At 67.4% G+C, this 15,486-nt stretch carries 2 protein-coding genes and 1 pseudogene; all 3 read left to right on the forward strand.

All coding sequences use genetic code 11. The features are described 5' to 3' along the window. Positions 1-8 precede the first annotated feature (8 nt). The 3 genes and pseudogenes from Q0Q47_RS19675 (at position 9) to Q0Q47_RS19680 (ending at position 15,477) form a co-directional block, all read left to right on the forward strand. Positions 9-6,659 carry an autotransporter-associated beta strand repeat-containing protein gene (locus tag Q0Q47_RS19675; RefSeq protein ID WP_293863654.1) on the forward strand — a complete coding sequence of 2,217 codons (6,651 nt, stop codon included), beginning with the start codon at positions 9-11 and terminating at the stop codon, positions 6,657-6,659. Positions 6,660-7,692: 1,033 nt separating this feature from the next. Next, positions 7,693-8,055, forward strand: a pseudogene (locus Q0Q47_RS31185) (hypothetical protein); the annotation flags it as partial. 477 nt (positions 8,056-8,532) lie between these two features. After that, on the forward strand, positions 8,533-15,477 hold the full coding sequence (locus Q0Q47_RS19680) for an autotransporter-associated beta strand repeat-containing protein (RefSeq protein ID WP_293863513.1): 6,945 nt from the start codon (positions 8,533-8,535) through the stop codon (positions 15,475-15,477). Positions 15,478-15,486: the final 9 nt, after the last annotated feature.

Consider the following 15,486-nt stretch of genomic DNA (forward strand, 5'->3'; position numbering starts at 1 on the left):
TCCTGACGCTGACCGGTACGAACACTTACGAAGGCGCGACCACCGTGAATGGCGGTATCCTGCGTCTGGGCACCAATGGATCTCTGGCGAGCGCGACTTCGCTCGTGATGGGCACGGCCACCGGAGCGGCTTTCGATCTTAACGGCCGTAGCCAGGAGGTGGCTTCGCTGAGCGGTGGCGGCGCAACGGGCGGCAACGTGACGCTCGGTTCGGGCACGCTGACGGTCAACCTGGGCAGCGCGGCCAGCTACGCCGGCGCGATCTCGGGAGGTGGGGGGCTCACCAAGACCGGTTCGGCCATCCTGACGCTGACCGGTACGAACACTTACGAAGGCGCGACCACCGTGAATGGCGGTATCCTGCGTCTGGGCACCAATGGATCTCTGGCGAGCGCGACTTCGCTCGTGATGGGCACGGCCACCGGAGCGGCTTTCGATCTTAACGGCCGTAGCCAGGAGGTGGCTTCGCTGAGCGGTGGCGGCGCAACGGGCGGCAACGTGACGCTCGGTTCGGGCACGCTGACGGTCAACCTGGGCAGCGCGGCCAGCTACGCCGGCGCGATCTCGGGAGGTGGGGGGCTCACCAAGACCGGTTCGGCCATCCTGACGCTGACCGGTACGAACACTTACGAAGGCGCGACCACCGTGAACGGCGGTATCCTGCGTCTGGGCACCAATGGATCTCTGGCGAGCGCGACCTCGCTCGTCCTGGGGACCGCGTCCGGCGCGGCTTTCGATCTCAACGGCCGTAGCCAGACCGTGGCCTCGCTCAACGGCGGCGGCACATCGGGCGGCAACGTAGCCCTCGGCACGGGCAGGCTGACCGTCAACGGCGGCGGCACGTTCGGTGGCGTGATCTCCGGGCAGGGGGGCCTGACCAAGACCGGGACGGGCGTCCTGACACTGACCGCTGCCAACACCTACCAGAACACGACCAACATCGACGGCGGCGTCCTGCAACTTGGTGCCGGCGGCTCGCTTCTCAGCACGGCGACGGTGCTTCTCGGCACCGCATCGGGGGCGGCATTCGATCTCAATGGCCAGAACCAGACGGTTGCTCAGTTGAGCGGTGGTGGGACCACGGGCGGCAACGTGACGCTCGGCTCGGGCACGCTGACGGTCAACCTGTCCGGCAGCGCCAGCTTCGGCGGCGTGATGTCCGGGACGGACGGGAAGCTGGTGAAGACGGGCGGCGGCACCTTCACGCTCACCAACGCCAACACCTACACGGGCACGACGACGATCTCGGACGGTGTCCTCAATCTGGGTGTCGGCGGCTCCATCAACAATTCGTCCCGGGTGATCCTGGCCGGCGGCTCGCTCTCCATCGACGGGAATAACACCACCGCCAACACCAACAACGTCGAACTCGGTTCGGGCACATCGACCCTCACCGTGGCGGCCGGCCAGGTGCTGTCCTGGACGACGGCGCTGACAGGCTCCGGGGACCTCCAAATCGGCAACTCGGCCGGCGGCGCGGCTGGCCGGTTCAACCTGGGGAGTTCCACGTCGAACTGGTCCAGCTACACCGGCACGATCGTTGCGACGAACGTGGTCGTCGATATCAAGGGCGGCACGATCGGCGGCAGCGGATCGGAGCTCAGCATTGGCCAAGGCGCCACCCTGCAGGGCACGGGAACGTTCGGTGGTGACGTCGCCATCGGCACCGGCGGCACGCTGTCGGTGGGCAACAGCCCGGGCACGCAGACCTACGGATCCCTCAGCCTCACCGGCACGTCAAAATTCGAACTGGGCGCCGCGAACAAGGTCGGCAATGACGGTGCGGGGTCTGGAAACGACCTCGTGGTGGTGACCGGTGCCCTCACCCTCGGCGGGACACTCCAACTCCTGCCAAGCGGCTCCGACACCATTGCGAACGGCTACTATCGGCTGTTCAACTATGGATCGCTCACCGCGAGCAGCTTCGCCAGCGTCATCGACAAGGACGGGAACCCCTATGCGTCCGGCATCGTGACCGTCCTGTCCAACATTTCCAACCAGATCAACATCCGCTTCAACGCCCAGCAGCAGACCCAGTATTGGACCGGCACCGATTTGACCGGCAACACCGGCACGTCGCCCGTCGACCAGGCACTGGGCGGTGGCGGGACGTGGACGGCCGGAACCAGCCAGACGAATTGGTCGGACAGCTCCGGGGCTGAAATCCACAATGCGTGGCTCGGCGGAGTCGCAGCCTTCGGCGGAACGACCGCCGGTACGGTCGCGGTCGACAGTTCCGGTGGGGCGGTCGACGTGCAGGGTCTGTCGTTCACGACGACCGGATATGCGATCAACGGCGCCACGCCGGCGGACGCCCTGACGCTCACCGGCAATGCGAGCGCAGGCCACGTCAACCTGACGACCATGTCCACCCTGGCGGGGATCACCGCGACCCTCGGCGTCAAGCTGGTTGGCTCGACGGTGGACAAGGGCCTCGTCAAGACGGGTGACGGCACTCTCGTGCTGAGCGGGGCCAACACGTACACCGGGATGACCAAGGTCGAGGCCGGGACCCTGCAGGTCAATGCTTCCGGTTCGATCAGCAACAGCAGCGGCCTGGCGCTGGCCAAGGACACGACGTTCAAGGCCGGCGGCACCATTGCCTATGGCAACGCCGTCACGCTCGGCATCGCCGCCGGTTCCGGCTCCGTGACCCTGGACGTCGGCTCCACCGCGGGTCTCACGTTCAACGGAACGATCGGCCAGTTCGCCAGTGCGACGATGGCGCTGACCAAGACGGGAGGCGGGACACTCACGCTCAACGGGGCGTCCACCGCCAGCGGCGGTTTCTCCCTGGCGGAGGGAACGGTCGAGGTCGGCCACAACGCGGCGCTCGGCATGGGGACCGTCTCGCTTGCGGCCGCTACGACCCTCAAGGCGCGGATTGGCGGCCTGACCTTGGGCAACGCCATCGGTGTCTCCGGCAACGCCAGCGTGGATACCAATGCCGTCACCTTGACGCTCGGCGGCGCCGTCACCGGCACGGGCCGGCTCAAGGCGACAGGCGGCGGCACGTTGTCGCTGACCAACATGTCCACGGACCGTCCCAACACCTTCGCCGGCGGCCTGACGGTCGACGGCGGGACGACGGTCCTCAACCAGGGTGCGCTGATTGGAGCGATCACACTCGACAACGGCACGCTGAAGGCTGCGACGGACCAGACCCGGACCAACGCCCTGACGATCGGTTCTGGCGGCGGCACGCTCGACGGCACGGCCGGGCGTCTCACCTTTGCGGGAACGATGGACGGGAGTGGTGTTCTCACCACCAAGGGTAACGTCGTCCTCTCGGGAACCGCGCTGACCGGCTACACCGGCGCGCTCACCGTCTCCGGCGCGTTGTCCGTCGCGTCCGGCGCGACCGTCGGGACCGATGGTCAGACCGTCACGGTCGCGAATGGCGGCACACTGGGCGGCACGGGCATCGTGAGGGGCGCCGTCGTCGTGCAGGGCGGAGGTAAGCTCGCAGCCGGGAACAGCCCGGGCACGATCACAGTCGCGGGCAGCCTCGCCCTGGGCAACAACTCCTCGCTCGACGTCGATCTCACGGGCGCAGGCATCGTGGGCGGATCCGCCAACGACCTGACGACCATCAAGAAGGTCGGCGGCAGCGGTGGCACGCTGACCATCGGGTCCAACGTGACGGTCAATCTCAGTTCGTCATCGACGACCGGCTACTACCGCCTGATCAACTACGAGGGAACGCGCTCGGGAACCTTCGCCACCGTCACGAAGAACGGTTCGGCCCTCACGGGCGGCACAACCGGGACGGTATACTACATCGAGCAGGCCGGGTCGGCGGGCCAGGCGAACCTGCTGTACAAGTCGGCCAATCAGTCCTTGCTGTTCTTCACCGGCGCCAACCTCACCGGAAACACCGGCGACGGACCGTCCAGTTCCGCCATGACACCGGCCGGTGGCGCGGGCGTGTGGACGGCAAACCAGACCAACTGGACCACGGCCCCGGCCGTCGGCACCTCGGGGTCGTCCCCCGGCAGCGAGATCAACGGCAACTGGCAGCAAGGCGTCGCGGTGTTCATGGACAGTCTTGCGGCAAGCGCCGACCGGACCGTCACGGTCGCCAACAATGCCGCCAGCGTCGAAGGCCTGCAGTTCGTCACGAGCGGCTATACGCTCACGGGCGGCAGCCTGACCCTGTTCGGCGACTCGGCTCCCAGCGGCAACCCCGATGCCACCTTCATCCGCACGGAAGCCGGGGTGACAGCCACGATCGGCACTGTCCTCCAGGATGGCGGCGCGGGGATCGGCCTCGACAAGACCGGAACGGGCACCTTGATCCTCACCGGCGCCAACACCTTCACCGGTGCGGTCACGGTCCAGACCGGCACGCTCGTGGTCGGGAACAACGACGCGCTCGGCAGTGCCGGCGGAGCGGTCGCCACGGACAACACGGTCACCTTGATGACCAACACGACACTCAAGTCACAAGGATCGGCCGACCTGGCTCTGCGGCAGTCGATCACGATCGATGGCAGCACGACCGTCGACACGAACGGAAAGACCCTCACTCTCAGCGGCGCACTGTCCAAGACGAGCACGGGCGACACCCTGACCAAGGCCGGCGCCGGCAATCTCCGGCTGTCCGGCGACAGCTCCGGCTTCGGCGGCATCATGCAGGTCTCGACGGGCAGCCTCACGCTGGTCTCGGGCGGAAAGCTCACGGTATCGTCGCTGACCGTCGGCTCCGGCACGCGCCTCACGGTCGAGAGCGGTGCAACGCTGCGGGGCACCGGCAACACGATCACCAACAACGACACCGTCGTGACCGCCGGCGCCCTGCTCGACGACACGATGATCGTCAACAACGCCACCATCCAGGCGAGCGGCGTCCTCTACGCTCCGACGGTCGACAACAAGGGCACCTTCACGGTCACGGGCGCTCTCTCCGGCGCTGCTCCGGTCGGTTCGGGCGGGACGGCGATGACCTTCAACAACGCCGCCGGCAAGACCCTCGACCTCGGCGGCGCGGGCAGGAGCTTCACCGGCATCGGCACCCTGAACAACAGCGGCACGGTGGTGATGACCGGCGGCACGCTGGGTGCCGCCACCTTCAACAACAACGCCACGGCGAACCTCGCCGGCACGCTCAACGTCACCCAGTTCAACAACGCGGCGACCCTCACGCTCAACGGCAACATCACCGGCGCCACGACGAACCTCGCCAACCTCTCGGGCGCCACGATCACGCTGAACAACAACAGCTTCGGCGGCATCGGCACGCTCACCAACGCCGGCACCATTGTCGGCAGCGGCACCCTCACCGGGGCGCTGGCCGGAACGGGCACCATCGACCTGCGGCCGAGCGGTCCCACGAACCTGATGCAGGACACCACGCAGGTCCTCACCGTCGGCCAGCTCACGGGCAACCAGACCGTGCTGATCGCGCTGGATCCGGGCTCCGGCAAGGCCGGCAAGATCGTGTCCACCGGCGGCAGCACGGCGGGGTCCTCGCTCACCTTCCTCATCCAGCAGACCACGCTGCGGCCCACGGCCTCGGCCGTCACGCTGGCGCAGGGGCTGGGTGCGGGTACCACGGTGACCGCCAAGGCGCAGGGCTTCTCCTTCGACGTGGGCTTCGTCAACACGAAGCTCGTGAACCCCTCCACCGGCCTGTGGCAGGTCACGACCACGGTCAGCCCCAACGCCGGTGCGCCGGCCGCGAGCATCGGCTCGGTCATCACCTCGCTGTCGACCGGCTTCTTCTCGTCGACGAACGCCTTCGTCACCAGCCCCTCCGACACGGCGGCCAACGCCACCCACGGCGGACCCTGGGTGCGCATCCAGGCCGGCCAATACGACACGCAGAGCGCCACCACCGTCAGTTTCGGCTCGCTGTCGGCGACCGCGCAGACCAAGGTGCGTACGTCCTTCTCCGGCTTCCAGGTCGGTGCGGACTACGGCGTGCTCAACGTCGGCGGGTCGGGGGTCAACCTCCATGCGGGCGTGATGGCCGGCAGCGTGAGCGCCAACGGGGCCCAGCAGAACTCGGCGGCGCCCACCAAGGGGTCGTTCTCGGTGCCGTTCGTCGGCGGATACACCGCGCTCGTCGCGGGCGCCTTCTCGGCCGACCTGCAGTACCGGCGCGACTTCTACTCCATGGACATCTCGAATGCCGTGGGATTCACGGGCACGTTCCAGAACCACAAGGCGGACGGGCAGAGCGTCAACGGCTCGGCCACCTATCGTATCAGCCTCAGCGACACGATGTTCCTCGAGCCTGGGGTCGGGTTCAACTACACCCGGGTGGACGTCGATCCGTTCAAGGCGGGCAAGCCCGGCACGGCCGGCGTCGTGGCGGGCAGCATCACCATGCAAACGGTCGAGAGCCTGCTCGGTCGCGCCAGCCTGCGGGCCGGCTACACCACAGTCATCGACGACAAGCTCATCGTGCAGCCGTTCGTCACGGCGGCGGTGTGGCACGAGTTCGCCAAGGACCAGCTCTCCACCTTCACGTTCAGCGAGACGGGGGAGAACGTGAAGATCACCGCGGGCCGCGTCGGCACCTTCGGCCAGGCGGGCCTGGGCGTCACGGGGCAGGTCATCGGCACCAACCTGCTCGGCTACATCCGCACCGACGCCCGCTTCGGCGACCGCATCCGCGGCGGCTCGATCAACATGGGCATCCGTTACGACTTCTGAGGCAAGGTTGGGCCGTACGGGCAGTCGCCCGCACGGCCCAATGCGTCGGGCCGGAGTCCGCTCGACCCTTCGGACGGTAGCGGGGAGCGCCCAGCGTCGGATGGACAAGGAGAGTCGCGACCCAGGTCACGCGCCTGTGCTCGATCCGCCGTTTGCCCTCTTCGCCACCTTGAACGGCTCCTCCCAAGATCCACGACGTTGACGAATCGGTCCCGAACTCGCGGACGCTGGGCGGTGCTTCGCTCCTGCGTGAGTAAAGAGCCACGGATTGGACGAGCAGAGTGTCAAAACGAATGGGCTGGTCGAACCACCTGAATGCGCGCGACGTTCATGTGCAGCCTAAATCCTACGCTGTGTGAACACAAAGGCACGATCGGATTTATATATCGTCGCGATTATAACGATTGAACTTCAATCCAGGATTGAATAGTTCATGTCTCCGACGAAAATTATCGCGACGATATTGTATTATTATTTTTTCCGAACAATATTTTGAGATAGATAGGCCTAGCTTCCTTTTTCAGGCGCTCGCACTGCGGGTGTGACGACCTTTTTCGAAGAGTTCATGATGCCGCTTGCTCACGTGTTGATGCGCCGCCTGCTGCTCTCTTCCACTTTCCTTGCCCGGATCGGAAGGGTCGCTGCCGCCGGTGGGGTCGCGCTGGGCTTCGCGGTGTCTCCAGTCAAGTCGGGGGGCATCTCGAACGTCTTCTCCATTTCGAGCGACGGCTCGTTGATCACATTTTCCGGTTCCACCGATTTCAAGTTGAACGCAATCATACAGGTCGGGGAGGGCCGTTTTTACACAAGCGATGGTTCCTACATCGCATCTAAAACTTATTTCGCGCCGTATCCGACCAGTCACACGCTGAAACTCACCGCTGACGCGTCTGGAACCGCCAGTATTGGTGAAATATACATTGATATGAAGCCGACTTCCTCGCCGTCGACCGATCGGTCCATGACGGTCGAAGTCTCGTCGGGCGTTTCGGTGGGCGTGACGCCGTACTCTCAGGGCATAACGTTCTCAGGAATGGGAAGTGGGTCTGCCCGCCTTTCGATCCTGAATGGCGGGTCCGTCACCGTCGCCCAGGCCGGCATCATCGGCACAAACGTCGTGGCTGTGTCAGGTGCGCTCAACCTCGATACCTCGTCACCCGTGATTGACGGCACCATTTTGCTGTCGGGAGGTACAATTGCGTCGCTGAAGTCGGGAACTACGGTCTCGAACGCCCTCACTCTCGCGTCAATAGGGACAATCGACACCAAGGCAAACACCCTGACGCTGTCGGGTGCCGTGACCGGTTCGGGGGCACTCACGAAGCTGGGCGACGGAACCTTGACGCTTTCAAACAGCGGAAACGCGCTTGCTGGTGGCCTCACCCTGAATGCTGGTTCGCTGACGCTCTCGGGGGGCAGAATTTCTGGAGAGACCTTTGCTTCTCAGGGCTTCAACGGAGGCGCTGGCCTGTCCATTGCTTCGAGTGCGGTCAACCCGACGATCACCATCGAGAGTGGCAGCACTCTTTCCGGTGGAGATGGTGCCGCTTCGAACTCGAACAACCAGTACTCTGGCGCCGGGGGCGTCGGCATCTCGGCGGGCGCTGCCAGCACCATCGACATCAAGGCAGATGCCGTTGTGAGGGGGGGTGCAGGCGGATTTTCCTCCTACAACCTCAACAGATTTGGCGGCGCGGCGATCGTTGGTTCCGGTCTCACCATCAACCTCGCCGGCCGAGTCTCCGGAGGGACGGCGAGCGGAACTAGCTATCGATCGAATGCCTTCACGTTTGGCAATGCCGCCGGCTCCAACAAGCTCGTCATTTCGGATGGCGCGGAAATTCAAGGTGGGATCGGCGTCGCCTCGGCCGCCATGTTGACGATCGAGAATGCCACGAACTTCCTGCTCGCCAGCGCGATTCAGAACGGTGGCACGCTCAACAAGGCGGGCGATGGCACGCTGACGCTCAGCGGCGCCATGACGGGATCAGGCACGGTCAACGTCCAAAAGGGAATCCTCAGGGCGGCCACCAACGCCTCCTCCGCGTTCGGTGCCAATCAATTCTATGTTCTGAGCGACGACACCACGCTCGATCTGAATGGTACAAACGGGACCATTGGCGCTCTTTCGGGCACGGGCCTCGTCGACAACAGCGCCGCAACGGACGCCACCCTGACGGTGGGCGGATCCGGCGCAAGCACAACCTTCACCGGCGTCATCGGCAACAGCGGAGCGGGCAAGCTCACGTTGAAGAAGACCGGCGCCGGGACGCTGGAACTCGCACCTGCTGTGCCAGGTGGCAACACGTTCTCGGGGGACGTGCTCGTCACGGATGGCACCTTGGCGATCTCCAGCGTCTCGGCGCTGGGGACCGGTTCGACGCTCACGCTGGGCGGCACGAGCGGAGGCAACACCGCCGGTGCGCTGTCCTACACCGGCACGGACACGGCCACCTCGTCTCGCGCAACGGTCGTGCAGGGGAGCGGAGGCAAGATTTCGATCGCCGAGACAGCCGCTTCGCTCACGTTCACGGGTGCCGTCACGGGTTCCGTTCTTCTGGCCAAGGACGGACAGGGAACCTTGACCCTGTCCAGCCAGAACAACGCCCTCACTGGCGGTGTTTCCTTGCGCGGCGGTTCTCTCGTGCTCTCAGCCGGCAACTATAGGGGGGAGGACAGACCCCTGGTGTCGGGGGGCGCGGATGGGCTGACCGGTGGTTCGGGCGTTACCGCCAGCTCCTACGCCTCACTGACCGTTGGCGGTACGGTGAGGGGCGGTAAGGGCGGGGACTCTGCCGGTTGGGGGGACAGCGGCCGCGGAGGGGTCGGCATCGACGCGACCGGTGGTTCGATCACGGTGTCGGCTGGCGGCCGGGTCGAAGGCGGAGATGCTGGAGCAGTCAGCGAAGGTGGCACGCTCGGGGGCGGCGTCGGCATCTCCGGCCAAGCGGTCGCCGTCGATCTCTCCGGAACCGTCTCGGGCGGACTTTTCGGAGCGATCCGGGCCAACGCCTTCTCGTTCCAGGGGGGCGGCAATTCACTCACCATCAGGTCCGGCGCCGTCATCAACGGCGGCATCGGGCTTCAGAGCGGTGCGAGTCTGACCGTCACCAATGCCGGGGCTTTCACGCTGTCGTCGATCGATGGCGGCGGCGCCTTGACCAAGACCGGAGCAGGCAACTTGGTCCTGTCCGGGGCCAACACGTTCTTCTCGGGCACTGTCAGGGTGACTGAGGGCACGCTCACGGCCGGCAACGCAGGCGCACTCGGTGCATCCAACGCCGTCACTCTCGAGACGGCCAGCACCCTCGACCTCAACGGCAATGCGCTCACCGTGGCAAGCCTGGCAGGCGCCGGTACCGTGACCAACAGCGGGACGGCCGACAAGGTGCTCACCCTGGCAGGCTCTGCCAGCACGGACTTCGCGGGGTCCATCAACGATGGCATCAGCGGCAAGACGGGGTTCACAAAGTCCGGGACGGGCACGCTCACGCTGAAGGGCGTCAACACCTATACCGGTGCAACCACCGTCGCCAACGGCACCCTGGAACTCGCCACCGGCGGCTCCATCGCCGCGGCAAGCACGGTCACGCTGACCGGTGGCACGTTGCGGATCGCGGCCGACAACACCACTGCCTCCCTCGCCAATGTGAGGATCGGCAACGGGGGCGGAACGGCCACCGTCGACCTGCAGGCGGCCCGTGCGTTCACCTGGAGCGGCCCGCTCGGCCCCGACTCGAAAAGCCTGACGATCACGGGCGCCGCGACCGGCGCCGCGAGCCGGATCGTCAGCTTCGGTGATTCATCCACAAACTGGAGCGCCTATGGCGGAACGCTGCGGGTCGGGAACACGACCCTGCAACTGAAGGGTGGGACCGTCGGGGCCGCGGGCATGTCGACGGTCATCGACGACGGGGGGACGCTCGGCGGCGTCGGGCGGCTCGGCGGTTCCGTCGAGATCAAGGCCGGCGGCACGCTCGCCGCCGCTTCCACAGGGGGCCCACTGGCCCTGGGTGGATCGCTCACGCTCACCCAGGATTCCAGGTCGCTCTTCACGCTGGGCGCCCCCGGCTTCGTTGGAAGCGACGGGCAGAAGTCCAACACTCTCGTCACCGTCGGCGGCGATCTGAACCTGGCGGGCACGCTGGTCCTGCGCAGCGCGATCGACACCGATCTTCTCGCGCCGGGCTACTACCGCCTGTTCAACTATGGTGGCACGCGGACCGGCACGTTCGGCATCATTTCGGTCGAGGGCGGCGCCACCGGGGATACGGCGGTCGTCTATTACTCCGTCAACAATCAGGTCAACCTGCTGTACACGCGCGGCGGGGACTCGGTGCTGTTCTTCACCGGCGGCGACAAGCAAGGCAACACCTCCACCCAGCCGGGCTCGGGGCCGCCTTCCGGCGGAAGCGGCACCTGGTCGAACAAGGATACGAACTGGACGACCGCGCCCCTCGACGCCACGACCGGGAGCCCCGGCAGCGACATCCGCACCGGCTGGCGGCCTGGCTTCGCGGTGTTCGGAGGTGGTGGCACCGGCACCAAGACGGTCACGATGACCAGCAATGCTGGCTTGCAGGTCAAGGGTCTGCACTTCGTGACGGATGGCTATGTCATCGAGAGCGAGGACGAAACGTCTCTCAACCTCATCAGCGACGGTCTCAGCCTGTCCGCTCCCGTCGGCGTCGTCACCGTCGACACCGGCCTCACGGCGACGATCAATGCGGTCTTGGCCAACGACCCGGGCGACAGGGTCGGGCTGCGCAAGGCCGGTGAAGGCACGCTGATCCTGGGGGGATATGGCGGCTATGCGGGAGTCACCCGGCTCGAGAAGGGCATCCTCGCCATCAACAGCGCGAGTGCGCTGGTCGGCACCAGCGGCATCACCTTCGCCGGCGGAACCCTGCGGATCGACGCGGGCGCTGCCGGCAGCACCTTCGATCGCCCAATCACGCTGGCGTCGGCGGGCACCATCGACACCAACGGCCGGGACTTTGGTCTGTCAGGCACCCTGGGCGGTCTCCGCACGCTGACCAAGACCGGTGACGGCACCCTGTCGCTGGCCGGTTCGAGCGCCGATTTCGCCGGCGGCATCGTCATCGCTCGCGGCACCCTCTCGGCCGCTTCGGCGGGCGCGCTGGGCAAGGGAACCGGCGAGAGCGCAGGGCGCAACACGATCACGCTGGCCGGCGGGCAGTTCTCGGCCACGGCCTCCTTCGACACAGGCGTCAACGTCTTCGTCGCCGCCGCGGACACGCAGGCTCCGCAGCGCCGGATCGCCGTGTCCAACGGCATCACGCTGGGCCTCACCGGGACGGTGTCGGGCGCGGGCACGCTGGAAAAGACCGGCGCCGGCACGCTGGCGCTGTCGGGCGGCAACGGCACCTTTGCCGGCGGCTTCCTCATCACCCAGGGCACGGTGTCGGCAAGCTCGGCCGCGGCGCTGGGCAACGGGTCGGCGACCGACCTCGCCAGCCGCAACGTCCTGACGTTGAATGGAGGACGCCTGCTGGCGACCGACACCATCACCTCCGGCGTCGGGGTGGTCATGCAGGCGGCGAGCATCATCGAGGCAGCATCCGGCAAGACGCTCACCCTGACCGGGTCGTTCACGGGGGCGGGCCAATTGACGATCAAGGGCGACGTGGTCCTGTCGGGCACCGCCCTCACCAACTATGAGGGCAACTTCAGCGTCACCGGCATGACGCAGGTGGCGGCCGGCTCGCGCTACGGCTCCGGCAGCCAGACCGTCACGGTGGATACGGGCGCCTCGTTGAACGTCAACGGCACGGTCGATGCTGCCGTGAACGTGTCGGGCACGCTGTCGGGCGCGGGCACGATCACCAAGGCCGTTGCCATCGGGGCCGGCGGTGGGCTGTCGGCCGGCAACAGCCCCGGCACCTTGCGGTTCGAGAGCACGCTGTCCCTGGATGCGGGAGCGACGACGACCTTCGAGCTCGGGTCGCCCGGTTCCGTGGGCACGTCGGGCACCGTCAGGAACGACCTCGTCGCGGTGGCGGGCGCGCTGACGCTCGGCGGGGCACTCGTGCTGAAGGGCGACGGCACGAACCAGCCCACGTCGGGCTACTACCGGCTGTTCAACTACGGCACGCTGACCGCGGGAAGCTCCTTCTCGTCGGTGAAGGACGGCGCTGGCGCCGACCTGTCCCCGGCGACCGCCAAGGTGCTGACCAACGTGGCCAACCAGGTCAACCTCCTGTACCGCGCGGGCGGCCAGTCGGTGCTGTTCTTCACCGGGGCGAACAACACGCTGGGCAACACCGGCAGCGCGCCGGGCAGCGTCGCCCCGGCCGGCGGCAGCGGCACGTGGTCGACGGCGGCGACGCAGTGGACCACCGCGCCGGTCGGGCCCGACGGCAAGGCGCCCGCGGCCGGCGCCACGGGCACCTCGCCCGGCAGCGACATCAACGACGGCTGGAACCAGGGCGTCGCGGTCTTCTCCGGCACGACGGGCGGCACCGTCACCGTGACCGGCCCCGTCTCGTTCGAGGGCATCCAGTTCGTCACCTCGGGCTACACGATCAGCGGCGGCGCGCTGTCGCTCGCCGGCAACGCGCCGGGCGGCCGTCCGCAGGCCAGCTTCGTCCGCACGGATGCCTCCGTCACGGCCACCATCGGCTCGGTGCTGCAGGAGAACTTCGGCCTCGACAAGACCGGCGGCGGCACCCTCATCCTCACGGCGGCCAACACCTTCACGGGCGCGGTCACCGTGGAGGGCGGCACGCTGGTGGCGGCCAACAACGCCGCGCTGGGCAACGCGGCCAACGCCGTGACGCTGAAGGCCGGCACCACGCTGAAGGCCGGCGACGGCCTTACGGCGCTGGCGCTCGGCCAGTCCATCACCCTCGACGGGGCGGCGACCCTCGACACCAACGGCAAGACCGTCACGCTCAGCGGTGCCCTCGCCAAGGGCGGCTCGGGCGGCACGCTCACCGTGACGGGCGGCGGCACGCTCACGCTCACCGGCAACAGTTCCGGCTTCGGCGGCCTCGTGGACGTGTCGGGCGCCAACCTCACCTTGCAGGCCGGCAGCCGGTTGCAGGTGGACAGGATCGCGGTCGCGCAGGGCCGGCAGCTTCTGAACGCCGGGCGGCTCACCGGCACGGGCGCATCCATCGTCAACGGCGGCACGCTGACGACGATCGGGTCGCTCGTGGATGCGACCGACATCGTCAACACGGCCGGCGCCGTGCTGAACGCCAGCGGCGTGCTGAGCGCGCCGCTGGTCGACAACCAGGGTACGTTCAACGTCACGGGCGCGCTGTCGGGCCGCGACACCGCGGCCGGCTCGCCCTACACCGGCCCGATCGCGTCCTTCCTCAACGGCGGCACGCTGAACCTCGGCGGCAACACCGTCACGGATGTCGGCGTCCTCACCAACACCGGCATCGTCCGCGGCGGAGGTGCTCTGCCCGGCACCACCCTGGCCGGCACCGGCATCGTCGACCTGCGCCCCGGCGGAACGGCGGGCCTCGCGCAGGACGCCACGCTGTCGCTGACCATCGGCCAGCTCACCGGCAACCAGACGGTCAAGGTTGCCCTGGATCCGGCGGCCGGCACCGCCGGCAAGATCATCGCGACGGGCAGCACGGCGGGCTCCTCGCTCACCTTCCTGATCGTCCAGTCCAGCCTCCGGCCCACCTCGGCCCCGGTCACCCTGGCCCAGGGGCTGGGCTCGGGCACCACCGTCACGGCCAGCGCCGACACGGGCGCCACGCTCGACAGCGGCTTCGTGCAGACGACGCTGCGCAATCCCTCGCCCGGCCTTTGGCAGCTCACCACAACGGTGAGCCCCAATGCCGGTGCCCCGGCCGCCAGCATCGGCTCGGTCATCACCTCGCTGTCGACCGGCTTCTTCTCATCGACCAACGCCTTCGTGGCGAGCCCCACCGACAAGGCGCCCAACACGCGCCATGGCGGACCCTGGGTTCGCATCCAGGCGGGCCAGTACGACAGCCAGGCGGACACCGCCGTGAGCTACGGCTCGCTGTCGGCCCGCTCGGTCACCAAGGTGCGGACCTCGTTCAGCGGGTTCCAGGTGGGCGCCGACTACGGCGTGCTCAACATCGCGGGCACCGGCTTCAACCTGCATGGCGGCGTCACGGCCGGCAGCGTCACGGCCAATGCCGGCCAGCAGGCGTCCGCCACGCCGACCAAGGGCGCGTTCAGCGTGCCGTTCGTGGGCGCCTATGCGGCCCTGATCAAGGGCGCCTTCTCGGCCGACCTCCAGTACCGCCACGACTTCTACACGATGGACGTGACGAACCCGGTCGGCTTCACGGGGACCCTCTCGCGCCAGAAGGCGGAAGGCGACAGCGTCAACGGCTCCGCCGCATACCGGTTCGCCATGAGCGAGACGGCATTCGTGGAGCCTTCGGTCGGGTTCAACTACACGCGGGTGGACGTCGATCCGTTCAAGGCGGCGCAGGGCGGCGCGGCCGGCGTGAAGGCCGGCAGCATCACCCTCGACAGGATCGACAGCCTGCTGGGCCGGGCGAGCCTGCGCGTGGGGTTCACGACCGTCGTCGACGACAAGGTCGTGCTGCAGCCGTTCGCGACCGCGGCCGTCTGGCGCGAGTTCGCCGACGACGCGAAGTCGGCCTTCACGTTCAGCGGGTCCGGCGAAAAGGTGACCATCAAGACCGGCCGCGTCGGCACCTTCGGCCAGGCGGGCCTCGGCGTCACCGGGCAGGTCATCGGCACCAACCTGCTCGGATACATCCGCACCGATGCCCGCTTCGGCGACCGCATCCGCGGCGGCTCGATCAACATGGGCATCCGCTACGACTTCTGAGCGGGGAGA

Source organism: uncultured Alsobacter sp., from assembly GCF_945952055.1.
Classification (GTDB): Bacteria; Pseudomonadota; Alphaproteobacteria; order Rhizobiales; family Beijerinckiaceae; genus Alsobacter.